Source organism: Bdellovibrio sp. HCB-162, assembly GCF_047344985.1.
GTDB lineage: Bacteria > Bdellovibrionota > Bdellovibrionia > Bdellovibrionales > Bdellovibrionaceae > Bdellovibrio.
On record NZ_CP178861.1, the window covers coordinates 1,870,613 to 1,892,070 of the forward strand.

Annotated in this window: 15 protein-coding genes; 6 read left to right on the top strand and 9 right to left on the bottom strand. The window is 43.9% G+C overall.

The window, feature by feature from the left end; translation table 11 throughout:
* Positions 1-46: 46 nt before the first annotated feature.
* Complete coding sequence (locus ACLSSO_RS09195) at positions 47-2,464, bottom strand: ribonucleoside-diphosphate reductase subunit alpha (protein WP_413944749.1); 2,418 nt, start codon at positions 2,462-2,464, stop codon at positions 47-49.
* Between the two features lie 487 nt (positions 2,465-2,951).
* Positions 2,952-3,959, bottom strand: a complete 1,008-nt coding sequence (locus tag ACLSSO_RS09200; protein ID WP_340591672.1) for a TIGR01212 family radical SAM protein — start codon at positions 3,957-3,959, stop codon at positions 2,952-2,954.
* A gap of 41 nt (positions 3,960-4,000) precedes the next feature.
* On the opposite strand from ACLSSO_RS09200, the gene ACLSSO_RS09205 reads away from it, so the two are divergent.
* Together ACLSSO_RS09205 and ACLSSO_RS09210 are read left to right on the top strand one after the other, a co-directional pair.
* Positions 4,001-4,768 (top strand): MnmC family methyltransferase, encoded by a 768-nt coding sequence (locus ACLSSO_RS09205; protein ID WP_413944750.1) that lies wholly within the window; start codon positions 4,001-4,003, stop codon positions 4,766-4,768.
* A 56-nt stretch (positions 4,769-4,824) separates the two neighbouring features.
* Positions 4,825-5,526: a substrate-binding periplasmic protein gene (locus ACLSSO_RS09210; RefSeq protein ID WP_413944751.1), complete on the top strand. Its 702-nt coding sequence runs from the start codon at positions 4,825-4,827 to the stop codon at positions 5,524-5,526.
* Positions 5,527-5,531: 5 nt separating this feature from the next.
* On the opposite strand, the gene ACLSSO_RS09215 is transcribed toward ACLSSO_RS09210, so the two are convergent.
* The 3 genes from ACLSSO_RS09215 to ACLSSO_RS09225 are packed head-to-tail and all read right to left on the bottom strand — an operon-like array spanning position 5,532 to position 9,609.
* Positions 5,532-7,508, bottom strand: coding sequence for a C45 family autoproteolytic acyltransferase/hydolase (locus ACLSSO_RS09215; protein WP_413944752.1), 1,977 nt, complete (start codon positions 7,506-7,508; stop codon positions 5,532-5,534).
* Complete coding sequence (locus tag ACLSSO_RS09220; RefSeq protein WP_413944753.1) at positions 7,505-8,092, bottom strand: LysE family transporter; 588 nt, start codon at positions 8,090-8,092, stop codon at positions 7,505-7,507. The genes ACLSSO_RS09215 and ACLSSO_RS09220 overlap by 4 nt, the downstream gene beginning before the upstream one ends.
* Positions 8,089-9,609 carry a GH3 auxin-responsive promoter family protein gene (locus tag ACLSSO_RS09225; RefSeq protein ID WP_413944754.1) on the bottom strand — a complete coding sequence of 507 codons (1,521 nt, stop codon included), beginning with the start codon at positions 9,607-9,609 and terminating at the stop codon, positions 8,089-8,091. The genes ACLSSO_RS09220 and ACLSSO_RS09225 overlap by 4 nt, the downstream gene beginning before the upstream one ends.
* Before the next feature lie 143 nt (positions 9,610-9,752).
* On the opposite strand from ACLSSO_RS09225, the gene ACLSSO_RS09230 reads away from it, so the two are divergent.
* Complete coding sequence (locus ACLSSO_RS09230; protein ID WP_295899243.1) at positions 9,753-10,250, top strand: TetR/AcrR family transcriptional regulator; 498 nt, start codon at positions 9,753-9,755, stop codon at positions 10,248-10,250.
* On the opposite strand, the gene ACLSSO_RS09235 is transcribed toward ACLSSO_RS09230, so the two are convergent.
* Positions 10,247-13,129 (bottom strand): outer membrane lipoprotein-sorting protein, encoded by a 2,883-nt coding sequence (locus ACLSSO_RS09235; protein ID WP_413944755.1) that lies wholly within the window; start codon positions 13,127-13,129, stop codon positions 10,247-10,249. The two genes, ACLSSO_RS09230 and ACLSSO_RS09235, sit on opposite strands and share 4 nt — an antisense overlap.
* A 420-nt stretch (positions 13,130-13,549) precedes the next feature.
* Between ACLSSO_RS09235 and ACLSSO_RS09240 the strand changes: the two genes are divergently transcribed.
* Positions 13,550-14,902 (top strand): hypothetical protein, encoded by a 1,353-nt coding sequence (locus ACLSSO_RS09240; RefSeq protein ID WP_413944756.1) that lies wholly within the window; start codon positions 13,550-13,552, stop codon positions 14,900-14,902.
* On the opposite strand, the gene ACLSSO_RS09245 is transcribed toward ACLSSO_RS09240, so the two are convergent.
* Together ACLSSO_RS09245 and ACLSSO_RS09250 are read right to left on the bottom strand one after the other, a co-directional pair.
* On the bottom strand, positions 14,899-16,209 hold the full coding sequence (locus ACLSSO_RS09245; protein WP_413944757.1) for a hypothetical protein: 1,311 nt from the start codon (positions 16,207-16,209) through the stop codon (positions 14,899-14,901). The two genes, ACLSSO_RS09240 and ACLSSO_RS09245, sit on opposite strands and share 4 nt — an antisense overlap.
* 60 nt (positions 16,210-16,269) lie before the next feature.
* On the bottom strand, positions 16,270-16,956 hold the full coding sequence (locus ACLSSO_RS09250; protein WP_413944758.1) for a PilZ domain-containing protein: 687 nt from the start codon (positions 16,954-16,956) through the stop codon (positions 16,270-16,272).
* A gap of 76 nt (positions 16,957-17,032) precedes the next feature.
* Between ACLSSO_RS09250 and ACLSSO_RS09255 the strand changes: the two genes are divergently transcribed.
* The gene (locus ACLSSO_RS09255; RefSeq protein WP_295899261.1) at positions 17,033-17,626 is read left to right on the top strand and encodes an NADPH-dependent FMN reductase; all 594 of its coding nucleotides are present in this window, start codon (positions 17,033-17,035) and stop codon (positions 17,624-17,626) included.
* Positions 17,627-17,910: 284 nt separating this feature from the next.
* Positions 17,911-19,776 (top strand): potassium transporter Kup, encoded by a 1,866-nt coding sequence (locus ACLSSO_RS09260; protein ID WP_295899265.1) that lies wholly within the window; start codon positions 17,911-17,913, stop codon positions 19,774-19,776.
* On the opposite strand, the gene ACLSSO_RS09265 is transcribed toward ACLSSO_RS09260, so the two are convergent.
* Entirely contained in the window at positions 19,773-20,909 is a 1,137-nt protein-coding gene (locus ACLSSO_RS09265) for a patatin-like phospholipase family protein (RefSeq protein WP_413944759.1), read from the bottom strand. The genes ACLSSO_RS09260 and ACLSSO_RS09265 overlap by 4 nt on opposite strands.
* Positions 20,910-21,458: the final 549 nt, after the last annotated feature.

A 21,458-nucleotide genomic window follows, 5' to 3' on the forward strand; every position in this document is an offset into this window, starting at 1 on the left:
TCCGGCGTCCCGAAGGACGCCTTCACTCTTCGCGGCTACCGCCGCCTTATTGACAAGCTTCACAAGCCTCTGGGTTTTCCAAAGAACATGCGATGACTTCAGCGTCTGTGTAAGTCTTTTTAGGTGCTGCTTCTTGAGCAACGGGGGCTGCATCCATTGAATTCGCCGCTGCTGCTGAAAGATCTGCTCCTGTCGAAGAAGACTTCACAGTTGTTTTTGCGATCTTCGTCGCTGGACGAGAGCGCAAGTAGTAAGTCGTTTTCACACCTTTTTTCCATGCATACATGTACATAGAAGAAACTTTACCGATAGTCGGGCTTTCCATGAACAAGTTCAAAGATTGAGCTTGGTCGATGTAAGCGCCACGATCAGCCGCCATGTCGATCAAGGACTTCATTGGGATTTCCCAAACTGTGCGGTACAACTCTTTCAATTGTGGAGGAATTGCCGCCACATCTTGGATAGAACCGTCTTGAAGTTTGATCTCATTGCGGATGTCTTCATTCCAAAGACCGATCGATTTCAACTCAGACACCAAGTATCTATTGATTTGCATGAACTCACCAGAAAGTGTTTCACGTTTAAACAAGTTAGATACTTGAGGCTCGATCGCTTCGTAGCAACCTACGATAGAAGCGATCGTCGCTGTTGGAGCAATCGCGATCATCAAAGAGTTGCGCAAACCGTGCTTTTTGATTTTCTCTTTCAACTGAGCAAAACGCTCTGGTTGAGAAGGAGTCACACCCCAAAGATCGTATTGCAACAAACCTTTAGCGGCTTTTGTTTGCTCGTAAGCACCGTGAGGTCCGTATTTCTCAGCAAGTTCACAAGAAGTCACAAGAGCATTGTAGTAAATCTCTTCTTGGATTTTCGCAGACAAATCACGAGCCGCTGCTGAATCAAATGGAAGCTTCAATTGGAAGAACGCATCTTGAAGACCCATCACACCCAAACCCACTGGACGCCATTTGTGGTTAGAGTCCTGAGCTGTTTGAATAGGGTAGAAGTTGATATCCACAACGCGATCAAGGTACTTCACAGCTGTGCGAACAGATTTCGCAAGCTTTTCGAAGTTGAACTGACCGTTTTCAACGTGACGACCCAAGTTCACAGAACCCAAGTTGCACACCGCTGTTTCCTTGTTTGAAGTCACTTCAAGGATTTCAGTACACAAGTTAGACAAGTGAATCACGTTGCCAGCTTCACCAGTTTGGTTGGCTTTCATGTTGGCAGCGTCTTTAAACGTCATCCAGCCGTTACCTGTTTGCGCCAAAGTTTTCATCATGCGCGCATACAAGTCTTGAGCTTTGATTTGTTTTACATAAAGTTTTTTCGCTTCAGCTTCTTCGTAAGCTTTTTCGAATTCAGGACCGTAAGTGTCTACGAAATGAGGCACCACACGTGGGTCAAACAAAGACCACATGCCGTTTGTCTCAACGCGCTTCATGAACAAATCTGGAACCCAGTTTGCCAAGTTCAAGTTGTGAGTGCGTTTTGCTTCGTCACCTGTGTTGTCGCGAAGTTCAAGGAATTCCTCGATGTCCGCGTGCCATGTTTCAAGATAAACGCAGGCAGCACCTTTACGTTTTCCACCTTGGTTTACAGCGGCAACAGAAGAATCCATTGTCTTCAACCAAGGAATGATGCCATTTGAGTGACCATTCGTTCCTTTGATCAAAGAACCACGGGAACGAACGCGAGAGTAAGCAACACCGATACCGCCAGCGAATTTAGAAAGCAAAGCGATATCTGTGTACTTATTGTAGATCGCTTGCAAATCGTCATCTGGAGAGTCCAAAAGATAGCAAGAAGACATCTGAGGACGAGTTGTTCCAGAGTTGAAAAGAGTCGGAGTTGAAGCCATGTAATCGTGAGAAGAAATCAAACGATAGAATTCGATAGCTTCTTCAACAGATTGAGCAAGACCGCAAGCCACACGCATAAAGAAGTATTGAGGCGTCTCAAACACTTGGCGTGACATTGGGTTTTTCAAAAGATAACGATCGTAAACAGTTCTCAAACCGAAGTATTCAAAACGGTCTGTGCGGTAAGGCTCAATCGCCGCGCAAAGAGCTGCTTTGTTCGCTTCTACGAATTTATAAGTCGTCTCAGACAATAGACCTACAGAGTGACCGAAAGCCACAGAGTCCGCGAAAGATTGAATTTTCTGAGAACGAACTTCTTCATCAATATATGTAGAAAGAAGACGGGCTGCCAAACGAGAATATTCTGGCTCTTCACCGATCAGCAAAGAAGCTGTTTGAATACAAAGATTATCAAGCTCGTTTGTTGTCGCTCCATCATAAAGACCGCTGATCGCCTTTGTAGCTACACGAAGTGGATCCACTTGTGTCAGGCCTTGGCAGTTACGAGTCACGCGTTCAACGATCTTTGTTACGTCGACGGGCTCAAGTGTGCCATCTCTCTTTTTAACTCTCATGATGTGAGCTGTTGTTTCCAACATGGTGTATCCCCTCTGCCCCGTTCCATTTGGGCAAAAAAATCCCTGACCCGGATTTTTGCCCCTCGCAAAAATTCAGATCACGGTTCAATATATAAATGTAAGTATTGTTTGAGACTGAATCGCTAATCCTTAGCTGTTGGTCCAGAGTTGTAGCTCGTCAACCTCCCTTAAGTCTCACCCCTATATCTAGGGGTCTCTTGTGGGTGCCTCATCAATAAGGCGGGTATCGATCTCAATTCTGATCCTGTAATTCTTTCTTTGAAGTTGCAAGAATATTTTTTCAATTAACGCCAACTTTTTTGTGACATTGCTCATCAATTAAGCAGATTCGGTGATCTGCTTGACTCAGTTCTAATGCAAACAAAATTGGCAAGAGTCTGTCATTTTACCTCGTAAAACCAAAGTCTAGCTTGAAAAGTCTGTCTAGGGCTGTTTTAAACGAGGAATTTCCTGTACTGATCTTACACGATCTTAAATTGTGCAGAAACTAAGCAAGGTCTGAGGCCAAAGGAATTGATTTTTTCTGCAGAACAGTTTGCGCAAGGACATCTTCTTCGCTCTGGGCGTGGAAATGTTGCGATTGATACGACTTTTGCGCGCGCAAATAATCAATAATGTACTGGTGTGTGCCCATTTTATCCTTCGTCCACTCTGGCGCGACCAATTCATCCCAACGAGAAGAGTAAGCCGCAAGCCTATGGAGAGCAAAACGGGGAGACAAATGCTGTAAGAAGAGTTCCACGCGATGAGCGTAGGTATCACGATCAATCGGCATGAACTCACCACGATGATACATCTCTTCCAGCGGAGTCTGTTTTAAGACGTGCAAGTTGTGAAGTTTTACATTGGTGATCGGAAGAGTGTTTACGATCTCAGCGGTCTTAATAATATGCTCATCCGTCTCGCCTGGATTTCCAAAGATCAGATGAATTCCTAAATCCACTTTCGTGTTAGAGGCAATCTTGTGAACGGCTTCAATGGAAGCTTCCGCGGTATGTCCTCGGCGCATGAATTCCAACTGATCATTAAAAAAACTCTGCACGCCCAGTTCGACAGCGACAAAAGATTTTTCGTGATACTCCTGCCATAAATCCAAAACCGCTTTCGACAAACAGTCAGGACGAGTTCCCACCGTGAAACCCTTCACCCAGGGATAAGAAAGAGCCACATCAAAGTTGTGACGAAGAGCCGACACTTTTGTGAACGTATTTGTGTAAGCTTGGAAGTAGATCAAAAAAGCTTTGGCTTTGTAGCGCGCACTGATTTTGGATTGATAGGTTTCAATCTGCGTGCGCAACTCCATGGAAAGGCTTTCGGCATTGGCGGCAGAGCCCCACACGTCGCAAAAAACGCAGGTCTGCATTCCTTTAAGACCGCGGCGGTTCGGACAATCATCGACTACAGAGACAGGGACCTTATAGACCTTTTCTCCGAAGAGCTTATTGTAGTGCTCACTAATTGTATGATAGGGAAGACCTAACCAACCTTTTTCCATTGGAAGCTTTGTACAAGTTTTTATCGCAGGAAGTCAATCAAATGAAGTTTTGGAAAGACATTGGATTTGAAATTGAGATCACGGGGGATCAAAGCCCGAGCTTGCGCCTCCTAGAATCCGTGGACCCCACGAAGGATCGCGGCGAATCCATGCATCATTCTGGCGGAGCTTGCGCTGAGACATTGTTGATCTATGGAAAACCCATCCACGATGTTCTTGAAAAAGTTCAGAATCCTCACTTTTTAATCGTGGGCCTGGGGCTTGGATATATAGAGATGACGATTGCCCGGGAAGCTCTGCTTTTAGGAAAAACGGCGAAAGAGGTCGGACTTATCACAAGTTATGAAAGTGTTCCTGAACTGCGCGAGTTTTTTTATCAATGGCTGCATGGAAAAACAGAGAACTTAAATCGGGAAGTCAAAGAGACTTATGACGCTGCAGCGAGATCGGTCCTTCAAGGAACAGATATTAGTAAAGAATCACTTCAAGAATTTTTAAAGTATCACTTTCGATCTTTAGAGGACATTCAGCTCGCCCTATCGGCGGATGTCAAACTGACCTCAAAGTATCATTGCATCCTTTATGATGCTTTTAGTTCGAAAACATCTCCGTATCTTTGGGAGGAAGAATTCTTAGTGCAGCTGCTTCATGAAGGCAGTGCGGAACAAAGTGTGCTTTCGACGTATGCCTGCAAGGGAAGTTTGAAACGCGCTTTGCGCAGAGAAGGTTTTGAAGTTTTTGTTCGTGAGGGATTTCAAGGAAAACGAAATTCCACATTGGGCGCAAAGAATATTGCACTTAATTTGTAACATTCACTGCTGCAGAAAAGACTTGCTTAATTTTTTCAATAAACATCTACTTAGTTATGCAAATAAGTCGGTACGTTTTCGCAGCTTTGCTATGTCCTTTCTTTGCCTCTGCAAAGCCTTTGGTTCTTGCGACATTTCCTATTCCTTTGATGGTTGAGAATACGGAAAAAGGTCTTTTCATTAATCTCACAAAAGAAATCGCTAAGCGCAACAATCGGGACCTCAGTATTGTTGTGTATCCCACTGGGAAGACTCTTTTGGCATTTAGTAATAATAAGGTAGACGGAATTTTTCCGGCACTGGACGTGTACATACCGAAGCTCTCTGCAAAAACGGCTCCCTTTTATTATAAAACCGACTATATCTTCTATAAAAAAGGCCGCCCGTTTAAAACTCTGAAAGATCTCGAAGGTCATAAGGTAGGACTGACATTCCGCTATCCTTATGTTCAAGAGCTTGTGCAGAACAAAAAAATCAATTTCGAGTTTGCCACGGATGATGTCCTAAATATGAAAAAATTGGGACGTGGAACGATTGATGCTTTCGTTGTAGAGCAAAGATCCGGAATAAAGGCCTTGCAGCTCAGTGGTGAAAAAGACATTGAGTTTGATAAGAACAAACCTCTTTCTCAGCAAGTCGTATTCTATGCCTTTCAAAATACCGAAGAGGGCAAAATGCTTGCAGAGGTTTTTTCTAAAACAATTGAAAGCATGAAAAAAGACGGCAGTCTCAGCCGTGTTTTGGCTGAGACTGAGTAAAAGATTTATTCGACGGTGCCTAAGCGAATTTCTGCATCAAGCACGATATAGAGCTGGGCACTTTCACCTAAACTCCACTGCAAATCATAAAGTTCGCTTTGACGAGGATACTGTTGAATCAAGTTCTGGATCACTTGTTGAGCTCGGACTTGCGCGGAACCTTGGAAAGATTTGTTTTGTTTGGCTTGAGGTTTTAAGGTCTCTGCACGAAAGTTCCAAAGATTTAATTGGAATTGTTCGTAAGGATGTAAAGTCGAACCGACTTTAGCAGAAATTTCCGCAAACTTTTCTTGGGCTTCGACGAGATCCTGATAGGCCATGTCTTTTTGCCCCTGCATGATCAAGCGGGCTGCGCGGTAAACTTTAATACGGGCCCACATGAAGTGATAAGGGAACTCGTAAACCTGGGATTCTTCCGCTGTGCGAGCCGCATTTTCTAAAAGACCCAAGGTTCTATCAATACCCGCAATTGTTTTACTGTCGTTTTCATTCGATAAATAAGCACGGATGTAAGAACTCATCGAATCATACCAACGCGTTTTATTGGGATCTTCCCACGCTTTTGTCACGCCGATGATTTCAACAGGCGTAGTGCCTTGGCTCAATCTGAAACCAACAAAATGAGAACGGTTTGTCGGATAGGTTTCCGGCAAACTCATCCACCATTCTTGACGGCCCGGAACCATCACGTGTGTGGCTGCGGTATAAACTTTTGTGGTCGTGCGACCGAAGCTGCGCGGACCTACCAGTTCGTCCTGGTGTCCTGAAAGACGATTGATCACCCATTGATAATCGATGTGTCCCCAGTCCTCTTGCAAAGTGCGGGAGACGTGAGCGAGGCGGGCTCTGGTTTCTAAAGTTTTATTCAAACTGTATTCATAGCCCTCTTGGCTGGTCGCATCGCCTAAGAAGTGATTGCTCTGTCCTAAGAATTTATTTTTCGCACGGCGAGCGACGACAACGGTGTTTCCGCTTAACTCAATAGATGCGACTTCATCTGTTTTGGAATCTGAAATAAAAAACGTCCACGCACCAAAGCCTTTTCTTGTTTTAATCATAGAGATAGCCTCATCCAAAGTGCGGGCTTTCATAATGATTGAATGAAGAAGGTAAGGAGCAATGTCGGATGTTCCAGACTCATAGCGAATCTTGGTGCCTTCTGTTTGCAACTCGTGAAGACTTACGGAAAGTCCATAGTTATTAAATCCACTGATGCCACCGGCATAGTGCAGACCTGCAGAGCCTAAGCCTACAGAAGTAATTCCATTTTTTTGTCTATTGATCACGACCACTTGTTCAGGCTCATAGAAGCCCAGAAGACCGGTATCAAAATTTCTTCCGTGGACGAGGGCTCCATCCGTGGAGCTGCTGGCAGAGGCGCTAATCCCTGTGCATCCCATTTTAATAGAACGTAAGCCCTTTGCTAAAATCTTAAAGGGTTTTAAAAGTGAATGTCCGATAAAATAAGGTGCGCAAGAGGCGAATACTTGCATCTTTCCCTTGCGTGGATTTTCGCTGAGCTGTCTTTGCATAGCATCTGTGAAAATTGAAAACTCAACCATATAATTGGTCTCTTCAAAAGTTTTCCAGTCAACAGGACTGCCGGCGTCCTTAAGACCTTTATAAAGATTCTGCAGACCTGATTTGAAATCGTCAGAGACACTGGCGCGATAGTTGTCCATCACGCATCTTTTAATAAGCATGACCTGTTCGCGCTCTTTACCACTCAATTCACCAAAGGCTTGATCAGCCCGAGTTTGCACGCCTTTAAGAACGCCGTGCTCAATTTCATTGCGAAGAAAATAGCCATGATAGTAAGCCGTCTCTGCAAATCCGCCTTGCAGGTCCAGCACATGAATCGCTTTGCTGGTTCCCGGAGCCTGGCAAATAAAATGTCTTTGCCCGTGGAGTTCTTGCTTAAGAAGGCAGTCAGCCCACGACAAAGAGGGAAGAAGTAAAAAAATAAAAAGGATGTGTTTCATAATATCTCCAAAGACAGATAGACGGAAAAAGTAAGAAATCCAAAAGCCGCAACCATTTCGATTCTTCTAAGAACATTCTTCAAAGAACTCTGCAAAGAGCGAAGGGCCCAAAGAAGTGCAAAGAAAGTCACAAGGAATGCCATAAAATAAGCCATCACTCCGGCAAACAAAGAAAAATGCCGACTGTGGCTGATATTGACGAAAAGTCCTGCGTAAATAAAAACCAAATGGAAATTTGAAAGAGTTAAGAGAAGGCTGCTTTTAAAGCCTTGCTGTTGTTGTTGCGAAGGTTTCACTTCCTGATCTTTGTCTTTCAGGGAAGGAAAAAGAATTTTCCCGGAATAAAGAACCAGAGAAGCGACAGTCAGTCCAGTTAAAAGTGTTTTAAGCCAAGTAAGCTGCAAAAGCGGACTTTGCAGTAAAAGCAAAGCCAAGGTGATATAAAAAATATCACCTAAAAGAAATCCCGCAATAGAATCCCAAGGCCAAGTGCGTTTGTTAATAAGACTGCGAATGATATTAAAACTCGCAGGCCCCAAAGCAAAGGCGGAAAGAAATCCGACAAGCATCAACCACAAAATCATTGGAGAACCTCGTCTTGATCGAGGTGAGTGCGGATGAAATTTAAATACTCTTCCGCCGTTTCAAAAGTCGTTTTCATTTTGAACTGGCCACGGCTGCGGTTTTGTTCAAAGTATTTTTGCAGGTAATCCGCACTCATGATGGTCACTTGCGCAGGACCTAGAACTCCGACATCACGGCAGTCTTTGTAGTCGCCATTCAGTCTTTGCATTTCTTGCTCAAAAGTGTGAGCTAAAAGTTCCGTGTTCACTTCGCTGTGCGCGGGCACAAACAAAGTCCAAAGATAAGATGCTTTTCCGTCTTTCATTATCGGAGATAAAAAGAAATGGCGAAGATCCACGTTTGTGAGATTCTTTGTCGCCAAGTAGCAATCGAGGATCTCGTCATCACTCACTTTTTCTGCAGCTAAATTCATCCCTGTGCTTTTGCGGCCGACGAATTCAAATACCAAGTCACCCTGGTATTCTTCAAAGCAGATCACATCTTTCATGGAGTAATGAATAAATCCATTCGGCGCACCGATGTTTATGTAATACGCAACACCCATTTCAATTTCATGAAGACCTAAATTTTTCTTTTCACCAACAACGGGCGTAAAAGAGTAAAGAAGATCGGGATTTAAAATATACCGTTGACGGCCATTTTGATATTTCTCATAAGGAAGACCTATAGCGGCTTCTGTGGCTGCATAGACGCCATAATAATTCAATTCGTGGCCCACAAGACGGTTGATGCGCTCTTGGTATTGCTTAATGGGTGTCGCGGCATAAATAAAAACTTTAAGATGAGGCCAGATCTCATTGATATGTTGTTTTCCGGTTTTCTGTAAGATCGCCTCAAGGATACTGATGATATAAGTCGGAATTCCGCTGACGACTTGAATGTCTTGTTCTAAGGATTCTTTGATAAGCATATCAATTTTGCGGTCCCAATTGGAAATCGCCAATACTTCGCTGGAAGGAAAAGTATTTTTTGCCAAAGACTTTGGAACACGCGTGCTTAAGATTCCAGAAATATATCCAAATTTAATGCCGTTTTGCGAGTACAAATAAGGATCGGAGCCAAACGTCAGACGACCGACTTTAAGAAAATTAATGTCAGGTTCTAAAGCGCTGAGTTTGCTCGCAATGCGCTTTTGGGACTTTAAGAACATCTGAATCATTCGCTCGTTATAAGGAACGCGTTTGCTGTCCTTGCCTGAAGTTCCTGATGAAAGACCGCAGTGTTCAACGCTGTCTTTAAATAAGATGTTCTTGTGTCCTGCTGCGATCATATCAACATAAGGAGCATAGTCGTCATAACCATGCACAGGCACGTGGTTCACGAATTCTTCGTAAGTTTGTATGTGAGAAAGGCGAAGATCTTTGTGTAAACGGGTGCCTGAAAGATTTCGGCGCAGGCTTGCGTAGTTCTTTTCTTGCTTCGTTAAAAGATCGGCGCGCTTCACGCTCATATAGTTTGCATAGGTCTTTAAGTATTTTTGACCCAAGTTTTGTACGACAGAATCCATTGCGAACATAAAACTCTCCTTTGTTTTGATGAAGGTAATCTATTTGAGTTTAGGTCCTATGTCGCGGAATCGAGTTGACAGGAAAAGGGGAAATCTGTCGAAAACTCGATCTTCCATTGACACTTTTCCGGGGTTTTTGTCAAAATTGCGGTATGGCAACTCAGTCTAAAGAAGATATTTATTTTGCGGTCTGTAATGCGATTTTGAAGATGGAAGTTGCAAAAGGTCACTTGAAGTGGACCTTAACGGATATCTCCCGCGAATCTGGGATCACGCGATCGTTGATTTATTATTACTTCGGAAAAGAAAAGAAATCAGCCTTGCAAGAGGCTTACAAATTTGTGCTTTCAAATTTCTTTAATATTGAGCGCACAAAATCCATGGGAATCCGTGAACGTCTTAAAAAAGTTCTCGAAGACGTAAAAAAGATGCCTTATCTTTTCGTTCTTTATTATCTCGAAAGAAATACCGGCGGGGAGATTGGATTGATGATCCGCGAGGCTGAAGGCATGTTGCTGCAGGCTTTGAAAAAAGAATTCCCAAAGCTCAACGACAATCAAATCTTAGAAATCTATTTAAAAGAATTAGGAGCGATCACGTTCCAGCTTCCGCCGGAACGCGTGAAGGATCTTTTCGCAGATCATCTTTAGTCTTCAGCCAAAGCTTTCGGAGTAAAGCGGCTGGATTTTATATTTTGATCAATTTTCACCTGAGAAATGGTAATTTCGGTTCCGCGCTTGTTTTGCACGTTACGGATTTTGATTTTTCCCGCGCGCCATTTTGTCGGGGATACCTTTTTGTAGCCTGTGATATCTAGAACTTTTAAAAGTTTTCCCTGCTTATCAAAACATTCCGCTTTTACGGGAAGGTAGTCACTCGCGGCAACGTAACTCACGATTTTGGAATAGTTCGCCGATGTGGAATTCACATCACTCTCAATCAAATAATATTTCTTCCCTTTGACTTCGATTTCTTTTTTTAAAGCGTTTTGCGTACCTTGCTCGTGGTTAAAATCGAAATCCTCAACACTGAGTTCAGAACCGAGAATGCCTCCTTGACCACTTTCTCCCGTCAACCTTCGTGTTTGTTTTGTAGATGGCAGATAAATCCACTTGTCTTCTTGTTCGCCTTTGAGAGTTGCAAGAAGGGCTGTGCCTTTAAGATCTTGCGGCTTTTGCATGCGCACCAAAAGATAATGTTCTTTTTTCTCGGGGCTCAATCTCCAAATGCGCATCTGACGATCCTTGCTTGAACCGTCGGCTTCAATGATTTTCATATTCACAACGAACTCTTCGTCATGAGAACGCAAGCGACTGCTCATCTCCTCACCAATTTTTTGTACGGAAGGAGCTGTTGTTGCTTCGGCCTGAACAAAGCGTGGTGCAAATGAAATCATAAGAACAAGAACAAATGAAGACGCTATAGCCATAACTTTCTCCTTTTTCCACGGTACTGAAGTCAAGAGCCACGGGCAACTTTTCAAGAGTGTTGGGAGAAGAATCAAATCTCCGACAAGACCAGCCAGCATCGACAAAAGCATGTAGAAGCCAAAGATGCGATTCATGGCAAAATAAGAGGCCATAAACACTGAAAATCCTGCTAGCAAAGTCAGGCTTGATATCAGACAAGGATTTCCTTCGCGCCACAAAGTTTTTTCGATCTCAAGATTCTTTGATTTCGAAGACTTTTGAATCATGCGCAGTCTTTCCAAGAGATAAACTGTGTTGTTAAACGCTAGACCCAAAGCGATTGAAAAAATAATCGCCACACTAGGTTTGATCGGCGTTTGCGAAATCGCAAGAAATCCTAAAAGAGCTGCCGGAGGAACTAAATTTGGAATGCAAGCCACCAAAGCCCAGCGCAAAGATCTAAAGACAATAATCAAAACAAGGCAAATAGCAGCCATGGATTGCCAGAAGCCAAAGATCAACTCATGTGAAAGTTCATTGTTCAAATGATGAATAGTGGAACCCATCCCGGTCACTTCCACTGTCATCTTCGGGAAACTGCTTTGCGTGATGGATTTAATATTCGCCACCAAAGAATGAAGCTCATTGGCTGGCAAATCACGTGTTCGCACGGAAACCCGTGTATTGGAGGAATCCGTATTTAAAAAATTCTTTAAAGGACTGTTGCTGGAAAGCGAATACAAAAAGAAAATCTCAGCCGTTGAAGAACGACTTGCCGGAAGACGGGAATGATGAAGATTGGCTGCAGCCACTAAATCCGGAAGGCCCACCACGCTGCCGACACCATTAAGCGCGCGAATATCACTTAAGAGTTGATCAAGCTTTGCCAAAAGCTTCGGATCATTCCACACGTCAGCAGCACCTTTAATTTCAATATCAACCGGAATCATGCCGCCAAGCTCTTTATCGATTGTCTCTGTTGATAAACGCACTTGATGGTTTGTCGGAAGATCATCAAAAAGGCGGGCAGACCACGAAAGGCTTTGGCCCTTTAAAGCTAAACCTGAACAGACAAGAATAATTAAGAAGGCCCACACCCCAGATCTTCTAAAAAGATACAAAGCCCAACGCGCCTTGCTCCACGCCCATTCGCGAGCGCGCGGTCCAGGCAGGAAGTGCAAAAGAGGAAAGAGAAGAGCCGTCGTTGCAATCCAACCAATGACAATAGCCATGGCTGCCGTTAAACCATAATCGCGAATCAAGGGCACTTTCACAGTGAGTAAAGCCAAGAATCCAATCATCGTTGTGGTTGAGGCAAAGAAGTTCGGGCCTAAAAGAGTTCTAAAAGTATAGTTCACCAACTGATGATGACTTAAGTGCGGTTGATTTTTTCTTTCTTCCGTAAACCTTAAAAGCGTATGAATACATAAAGACACCACATCTACGGTCGTTAGAATGGGAATCGTGCTTGAAAGAATCGAGAACGGATATCCCGCAAGGGCCATCACTGCAAGCACCATGATGTTCGCGCAAAGGATCACAATAAATGAAATGATCAGCGGCGACCAATTCGCAAAGATAAGTCCTAAGACTAAAAAGCACGCAATAAAACCCAGAACCACGAAGTTACGAATTTCGGTTTGCAAAAGAACGCCGACATCTGTTTGTACAGCGGGCGTACCACCGATTTCAACGTGAGAAAAAGGCACGGAGGCACTTGCTGTTACAGCCAAGTTCTGACGAAGATGTAAAAGTTCTTGGGTGTTCAGGGGCTTGATATTCACGATGACCGAAGCGGTTTTTCCGTCTTTAGAGATCAGTGTTGGAGAAATTAAAGGATTATTCAAAGTTTCAGATTGCCACTTTTCTGCTGGCAGGCTTTGTAAAAGGGGTCCAACACTTAGACCATGGTCACTATTTATTGCGCCTTGAACGGTTGCTAAACTCAGAGTGTTTTTCACTCCTGGGAAGTGCGCAAGAAGATCTGTGAGTCTTTCTAAGCTTTGAATTTTTTCTTTTTGAAACCAGGTCTCGCTCTCGGAAGGAATCTTTGCTGTAATGATGAACGGTTGCGAGTCAGAAAGCTGAAACAGCTGTCGTGTGTGTTCATCTCTCTTCAATAGCGGATTATCCTGAGGAAGAAACTGTTTTAAACTGTACTGCGTCTGTAGTTTTGGGAGAGCGAAAAGCCCTAGGACTGTAAGAACGAAAACTATAAGTAGTGAGGAAATGGAGATTCTTTTGACGGAATTTGGAAAATTCGAATTTTCAGTTTTCTTTTTCTTCATGCTCATGTCTTCTTTCGATTCTTATGGAACAAGATCCTTTAGAAATTTCTTCTCTCGCCGTATTCTTAAAACATGATGATGGGAACAATGATGAAAAAAACAATGATAACGACGAAAGGCCTATCGGCCGCGCTATTTACATTCTTTATATCTTCACACGGATTTTGTTTTTCGCAAATTAATTCAGAATTTGAATTGTCGCTACCTAGACAGTTTCAACAAAATATCATTGATAAAAAATGGGAAACGCTCATGAACAAAGAATTCCAGGGAAACTGGCAATTTCCTGATCAAGAGATTGTTTCTCAAGATGTCCCAGTAAGACTCAAACAACTTTCTTTAAAGATTAAAACGAATTTGCAAAAACCGTCTCTGAGCGACGGTCAAAGCCTGTTGGAGTTAACGTCTAAAAATATGCAGGCGGAACTGCACATGGGAGAAGTTTCCGTTGATCATATTGTCGAGCGCGAAGTGGGCGGCATTATCGGTCGCTTCCGCGTGCAGGCTCTCTGTAAAGACGTCGTTCTTAATTTAACACCGGGGAAAGGATCTTTCTCTGTCGTGATTGCTCCGTCTTTGGAAAACACACGCGCCGGAACAGAGGTGCAAGCCGTGAATCTTTCTTGGTTGCCGGGAAGTTGGACTTCGCAAGGAATTCAGTGTTCAGGTGTGGAAGGTTTTGCGGATCTTATCAAGCAAGAGATTAATAAGATCGCTAATGACTCAAAAAGTTTCGTTGAACCGCAAAAAGAATTACTAAAAAAATACGTGCAAGATTATCTCAAAGATATTCAAATTGATTTTTCCAAACCTCGTCAACTCATTGTCGCTCGTCCCGATTTGAGTATTCTGATGAAAGTAAATGAGTACAAAGATCTTGGAAATGACGGCGCTAAAATCAAAGGTGTTTTGGAAATTCAATTTCAAAAATCTGCTGATGCCGGTCTCAAGGTTTTAACTTTAGATCCCAAGACCGAAGATGTTAAAACGGATCAGGCGCGCTTGCGTTTACCGCAGAGCTTTGTCAAAGAAGTCATGCGCAGAGCTTACTCTGCAAACTCCTGGTTGCATCAGGTCACATCAGACAAGCTTCCCGGTTTTTCTACTTTGATGAACTCCAGATTTTCTCAGTGGTGGGTGTGGCCGGAACTGATGAACTTCTCAAAGTCAGCAAAGTTCCGCTTTGATGTGTACTCCAATAAAGACGTGGATATTCAGGGCTCGGGTCTGGAGTATAAAATGAAATCCACACTGCTGGCGAAAATGAACGCTCCGAAGAGTGGAAATTATGTTCCATTTATGAATTTTTCTATTCCGTTAAACTCAACGGTGCGACTCAAAGTGGAAAACGGAAAAGCACAAGCCACGTTTGTCGATCCAATTATGGGACTGACACCGCAATGGGATTCCAGCTACCTAAATAAATATGGAGCCAATAGAAAATTCTCTTCAGGAACCATTCGTGACCGTATCGTAGGTTCTCTTTGGGGGCGGACGGTGAGTGTAGCTGTTCCGAGTATTCCGTTAAGCGATGATCTTTCTTTAAAGATCAAGAAGGTGCTTGCACCTGCTAATCAGGATATCGTTCTGCAGTTGTCTCCTTAAAAGGATCTTGAAACCGACAGAGTGTACGAGTCATTCTTCTCGTACACTCCAAGCGGTGTATCGCTAGGGCCTTGAATAAGGCTTGCTGTGAGGGAGACAAGCCATGCATCAAAGAAGCGGCGACCTAACGTCACTTCCTCGTAATTGCTTCCGTGAATTTGATCATAAAGACCTAAAAGAGAAAAATTCCAAACTTCTTTCCAGGTCATTCTTCCCCCCAACATCCAAGCGCGACGAAATATTTCTGTGTAAGAAAGGTTCGAGTCGTTTTCCCTTTCAGAAGAAATAAAAGAATGCTGAAGAATCGCGATTAAAACCGCATCAGAGCCAATGTTGAATGTCTTCTCGAATCCCAAAACATTTTCGTGGGTCCAACCAGGAAGGTTTTTATCATCGCCAAGACTTTGCGTGTAAGCGGTCGCATATTTAAATAAAAAATCCCATTGATTGCTCACAAAAGTAAATCCACCCTGACGGATGCGATAATTTTTGGTGTTAAGAACCACATCAGGATCGACCTGCACCACCGTCTTTGGCGAAACTTGCACAATCGTACCGGTCACCATGGGTTGAACTAAAGGAAAGGACGCCACGCCTTCGAAATACGTTAAGCCCAAATCAATAAAGCTGCCACGTCTTTGAATGCGAAGGGCGGCATTGTTATCCAGCGCATGATCCAAATCCTGTCGTGAGGTGTAGCTGTAACGTAATGTTTTTGGTAAAAGTAAAACAATATCGTTATCCGGAGTTTCAGGAACAAACACCTCGCGAGGCAACCAGCGGCTTTGCGGCCCCGGCATTGTAGATCCCCGATTTTTGGGAATATAGACAGCTTCTAAATCCCAATTATCGAAAGTGTGAGCATAAACCAAAGAAGTTGCTCCTAATTTGCGACTGTGAAGGGGATCAAAATACTGTCTGGAATTGATCACATCCAGCGGATTGTATCCGTCAGTGACTCCCCAGGTGAAAATATTGTTCCCAGCTTTGATCGAAAAGCTTTCCGTCTGATAGCGAATGTAGGCTTCGCTGAGATCAAAAAAATATTTTTCTTCATCGGATTTATTGTTGGGATCGGCAATAAAAGTGGGCTTTAAATAAAAACGAAAAAAATCTTTGTATTTCCAGTTGTAAATGGGATCAAGTTCCAGTTTATAGAACTCTTGATTGGTGTCCTCGCCATACACTTCGGGGAAATACGTGACATCTAGTTTTGTGTCTAAATGCAAACTCCACTCCGTATTGGAGCGGGCTGCCAGAGCGTTCGTACTTAAAAGTAAAAATATAACAAAGAGAATTTTTCTCATGCCTTTAAGAACACCATACCCTGATTTAGAACACCACACGAACTTGCGTGTGAAATGTCATTAAGCGGTGGCAAATTTATTCACGTACTCGATGATGGAGCTTTTAAACTCTGTAGGAAGTCCCACAAAACGAAGACCCGCATAGCCATCGTTTCCTACATAGACGACTTCGCAAGTGGCTGTGATGGTGACAAATAAATTCGGACTTGTCAGAGTCGACTCAAAACGTTCACCAATTTGCAGATTGCGCGCATCATTCACGCCCAAACCGCCTTCGCTGATGGAAATCACGCGGCAAGTGAAGTCGCCTTTTTCGCTTTCACATTTCAATGTTCCCACAATCGGGACGCGAGGGTGAGAACGGCGACTAATGCCTAAATCTTCCACGACACGGGGAATGGCGTAAACCTCTCTCCAGGAAGAACTGCCTTCGGGAAGAAGGTCCACCGCAGAATAATCTTTCAGTGTTTTAAGATGAGCAATCAAATCTGAATACTTCATCGGGCTTTTTTCCTGGCCCTCAATGCGGATTTTCCAAATACCTTGTGATTCCGGTGACGGCGGCGTGATTTGGAACGCTTCTTTAAGAGATTGTCTCCAGCGTGAGGGAGTCATCCATTCAGATTGACCACGGCCCCAGATCTGCGGTTCCTTTGCAGAACTTAAACGTGCTTCGATCTCTTCATGATCGTAAGGTCCCGTTACCTGACCTTCACTGAGAATAAACCAAATCTTTGGATGCGCCACGAACGTGCTCCTCGCAGTTGACTCTTGTGTTTTATTACAGCGAAAGGTATATCACTTTGTCTAGGAGAATTAATTCATGAAGTACATTATCGCTGGAACAGATCGTCCTGACTCGAATACTTTGAAAGTTTCAAAATACATCCAAGCCATCTACAAAAACTTGGGTGAAGATGTCGAGATCATGGATCTTAAAGTGATGAAAAAAGATCTTCACGATGACATGCAATACGGAAAAACCAGCGAAAATTTAAAACCTTATCTGGAAAAAATCGCAAAAAGCGAAGGTTTGATTGTTGTTTGTCCTGAGTACAATGGCTCTATGCCGGGTGTTCTTAAATACTTTATCGATCACTGGCGTTATCCAGAATCTTTTGAGTTCCGTCCGGTATGCTTTGTAGGTCTTGGCGGAATGTTTGGAGCTCTTCGCCCTGTGGAACATCTGCAACAAGTTTTCGGATACAGAAATTCCTTTATCTATCCAGAACGTGTTTTCATTATGAATGTGCATAAAGTTTTAAGTGCTGACGGGCAAGTGCAGGACGACATGATTAAGCAGCTTTTGGTTAAACAAGCCGAAGGCTTCCAAAAGTTCACACAGGCTTTGAGTTCATTTAAGATCGATGCAAACGCGGTTATCGAGCAAAAGAAGCAGCAGTCGGCTCGCGGTTAACCATCTTATCGTGAACGCGGCCCTCGAAATAAATTAATCCTAGGATTAAGAGGGCTGCTAGTAACCATTTAGAACGAAATATCGGTGTCATAGTAGTTCTATGATCTCAAACCGCTCAAAATGAAGGCAACTAAACTTCTTGTAATGAGGGATTATGCGTCATTTTTAATGAGCACCTACTGACAAGCGTCTGGTTCCGCTCTAGACTCAGGACTTATTGCGAAATTTTAGACGGGGTTTGTAGCATCGAAAATCCGGGCCATAATAAGAATGCAAATATTTTAATGCTCTCATTGGGAGCTTTGGGTGTGGTCTTTGGGGACATCGGAACCAGTCCTCTTTACGCTCTTCGCGAGTGTTTTGGTGAATACGGTCTAGCGCCCACGCCAGAAAACGTGATCGGCATTCTTTCTTTAATTTTCTGGACACTCATCACTGTGATTTGCATCAAGTACATGGCTTTCGTCATGAGAGCAGACAATAAAGGCGAGGGAGGAATTCTCTCATTAATGGCTCTCGCTGTTCGCAGTCAGCACAACAAAGATGTGACTCACCGTCGTTGGATTATGACGATTCTGGGACTTTTCGGGGCGGCTCTTTTATACGGAGACGGAATTATCACGCCGGCCGTTTCAGTTCTTTCCGCGATGGAAGGTCTTTCCCTGGTCGCTCCTAATTTAGAAACCTTCGTCATTCCATTAACAATCTTCGTGATGAACGCTCTTTTTTTGATGCAGAAATATGGAACAGGTCGCATCGGTGTGATCTTTGGTCCCATACTTCTTATATGGTTTGTGGCTTTGGGGGCTTTAGGTATCAACGGGATGTCTGAGAACCTGCACATCTTTGAAGCTCTTCTTCCACATCACGCATTTGAGTTTTTCTTCCGCAATGGCTGGCATGGATTTATTGTTCTGGGTTCTGTATTCCTCGTTGTTACCGGCGGTGAAGCTCTTTACGCCGACATGGGACACTTTGGAAAAAGACCGATTCGTTTGGCGTGGTTTACCGTCGCACTTCCTGCCTTAACGCTCAACTATTTCGGTCAAGGTGCTTTGTTATTAAATCACCCAGATGCAGTTTCAAATCCGTTTTATTTGTTAGCTCCCAAGTGGGCACTTCTTCCGATGGTGATATTAGCAACGTTGGCGACTGTGATTGCGTCACAGGCTTTGATCTCGGGCGTGTTTTCAATCACGCGCCAGGCAATTCAATTGGGTTTCTGTCCACGTATTTCGATCATTCATACCTCAAGTCAAGAGATCGGTCAGATCTATGTGCCTGCGGTGAATTGGGCTCTTTTTGCCGGTGTCATCTGGTTGGTGTTGACGTTTAAAACTTCCAGCAACTTGGCAGCAGCATACGGTATTGCAGTCACAGGAACGATGGTTATCACGACGGTTCTTGCTTACGAGGTCGCGCGACAAAAATGGAATTGGAGTCTTTTAAAAGCTTCTTCCATCTTTGGTGCATTCTTGATTATGGATCTTGCTTTCTTCGGGGCCAATGCCCGTAAGATTTCTCACGGCGGATGGGTGCCTCTTGTTATTGGAGCTGTGATTTATCTTTTGATGACCACTTGGCAAAAAGGTCGTCAGGTTTTGTTCCGTCGTCTGAAAGAGCGCTCGATGCCGATTGAAGAGTTCTGTCAGAAAATTCTACGCGAACCACCATTGCGTGCTCCTGGTACGGCGATCTACATGACCGGAGATCCTTGGGGTGTGCCAGTCCCGTTGTTGCACAATTTGAAACACAACAAGGTTCTGCATCAGCGTGTAGCGATTCTGACTATTCAAACGCGCGAAGTTCCTTTTGTGACTAAAAAAGATCGCATCTCCATTCAAGAAGTCATTCCAAATATGTACCGCATCCTGGCGTACTATGGATTTATGGAGACGCCAAAGATGAAACACATCCTTGAGGCATGCCGACAAAAAGATATTAATTTTAACGTGAGTGATACGACTTTTGTTTTGGGGCGCGAGACAATCATCGCGGATAAAGGCCCAAACAACAGTGATGAGCCCGGAATGTCGCATTGGCGTGAACGTCTTTTTGCCGTGATGTCGAAGAATGCGCAAAGACCAACGGCGTTCTTCCGCATTCCTCCAAATCAAGTGATTGAAGTGGGTATTCAAGTAGAAATCTAAGAGGTCAAAAGGCGAGTGATATTGTCTTTTGATCGCATGGCATCTTCAAAGCCAAGCTCAATCAGTTGCCCGCAATAGGCCGGATCAAATAAAAGAAAACTGGCGACTTCGGTGGTCTCTTGAAGAGATCCAAAACCGCGTAAAAGATAACGAATCATTCCCGGTAAACGTCGCACATGGTGAGACGCAATTTCTGCGATATCCCGTGATGGAGAAATCCATAAATATTCAATAGGGCGAACTGAAAGGTTGCGTCTCTCATTTTCCGAGAGCTTCGCAATATTCGCATTGATACGATCCAGTCTTTCAATATCAATCTCAAGACCGTCCATCATCAGAGCGTGTAAAAGCACGCTCACAACGCGTCCTACGGACGGAGGCTTGTTCTCATTGAGATGACGAGAAGCAAAGCAGACGTCTTGCCGTTTTCGAACTCCGATGGCGATAAGCTTGTCCGCTCCCATGAAAATCGCGGGACCACAAGGGGATTGATTGCGGATGCTGCCGTCGCCAAAATGACGTTCGTCAATTTGAATAGGCGGAAACAACAATGGAATCGCCGCAGAAGCAAGTACATGATCAATCTTGATATCGCTTCTTTCAGATTGTCTCCGCACTCTTTGCCACATCGGAATTTCACTTCCCCCCTGAATAAAAGTCACCGTGGAAGTTGAGAAATATTCCAACGCTGAAACGGCGACAGCTTTGAATTTTCCGTCCTGAATATTTTTTTGAATATTTTCAAAATGACAATTATCGTGAATAAGTTTTTTAAGAGGACTCGGATCTAAAAGAGATTTTCGGGGCGTGGGCTTCACCAGTCCACCCAAAGAAAGATCCGCGATCCATTGCAAGCCACCCACAGAAAGTGAAACCGGATCTGTGATGTAAACTTGCTCGGAGTTAACACGACTCCAAAGATCCGCAAGTTTTTTACTGCCGTCTGCGATATGACAACCTTCCGTTGCAGTGAGCATCGCTATATTAATAGCGCCGGCACTGATTCCCGTATAGTACGTAAAAGGATGAGCCAATCCTAATTCATCACAGATATCTGCAATAGCGACCATCGCGCCCGCTTGATAAGCCGCACGCGCTCCGCCGCCGGATAAGACAAGGCTTAGGGACGACATCGTTTCACCCCCTGTTAAAACACTATTACGCTCGCGTTCTTTTTAACAGTGATTTCTAGACTTGTAGAAAAATACAAAGGGGAGATAATGAAGATGAAACGAAGCCACAATAATCATTCATTCGATTATTGATTCCATTGAAGGAAAACCTGCTTCGTCAAAGGGAGCCCGAGCGGCTCTCTTCTATTTTGTCTTCCTTCTTTACCGAGGGTCTTCGTTGCTTCCAAACATAGTTATGGCTTTACCCGCTGCGTGAGACACGCGCATCCTGCGCTCTGCCGGCCTTGGATACCGCATCCTGCGGGGCCGGAGGTCTCACTCCGCAGGTAAAGCCATAACTATGTTTGGAAGACGACGTCCATCGTAAGAAGGGAGACGCAAAAGAGCTTTCGCCTTTTGTTTTGGTGTGATGTGGGGTTTGGGCTTGATGATGGTTTCTTATTGTTTCGTTTGGTCTTGTTCCTGATTCGTAAATTGTGGGTTGTTTGTGAGATTGTTTTTAGCTTTTTAATTGCTTTGGTCTTGGTGATGAAAACTTTTTGAGAGTGG

Excerpts from the sequence above, each read along its gene's own strand:
- ACLSSO_RS09195 (WP_413944749.1), bottom strand. The coding sequence starts at position 2,464 with ATGTTGGAAACAACAGCTCACATCATGAGAGTTAAAAAGAGAGATGGC.
- ACLSSO_RS09200 (WP_340591672.1), bottom strand. The coding sequence starts at position 3,959 with ATGGAAAAAGGTTGGTTAGGTCTTCCCTATCATACAATTAGTGAGCAC.
- ACLSSO_RS09205 (WP_413944750.1), top strand. The coding sequence starts at position 4,001 with ATGAAGTTTTGGAAAGACATTGGATTTGAAATTGAGATCACGGGGGAT.
- ACLSSO_RS09210 (WP_413944751.1), top strand. The coding sequence starts at position 4,825 with ATGCAAATAAGTCGGTACGTTTTCGCAGCTTTGCTATGTCCTTTCTTT.
- ACLSSO_RS09215 (WP_413944752.1), bottom strand. The coding sequence starts at position 7,508 with ATGAAACACATCCTTTTTATTTTTTTACTTCTTCCCTCTTTGTCGTGG.
- ACLSSO_RS09220 (WP_413944753.1), bottom strand. The coding sequence starts at position 8,092 with ATGATTTTGTGGTTGATGCTTGTCGGATTTCTTTCCGCCTTTGCTTTG.
- ACLSSO_RS09225 (WP_413944754.1), bottom strand. The coding sequence starts at position 9,609 with ATGTTCGCAATGGATTCTGTCGTACAAAACTTGGGTCAAAAATACTTA.
- ACLSSO_RS09230 (WP_295899243.1), top strand. The coding sequence starts at position 9,753 with ATGGCAACTCAGTCTAAAGAAGATATTTATTTTGCGGTCTGTAATGCG.
- ACLSSO_RS09240 (WP_413944756.1), top strand. The coding sequence starts at position 13,550 with ATGAACAAAGAATTCCAGGGAAACTGGCAATTTCCTGATCAAGAGATT.
- ACLSSO_RS09245 (WP_413944757.1), bottom strand. The coding sequence starts at position 16,209 with ATGAGAAAAATTCTCTTTGTTATATTTTTACTTTTAAGTACGAACGCT.
- ACLSSO_RS09255 (WP_295899261.1), top strand. The coding sequence starts at position 17,033 with ATGAAGTACATTATCGCTGGAACAGATCGTCCTGACTCGAATACTTTG.
- ACLSSO_RS09260 (WP_295899265.1), top strand. The coding sequence starts at position 17,911 with ATGCTCTCATTGGGAGCTTTGGGTGTGGTCTTTGGGGACATCGGAACC.
- ACLSSO_RS09265 (WP_413944759.1), bottom strand. The coding sequence starts at position 20,909 with ATGTCGTCCCTAAGCCTTGTCTTATCCGGCGGCGGAGCGCGTGCGGCT.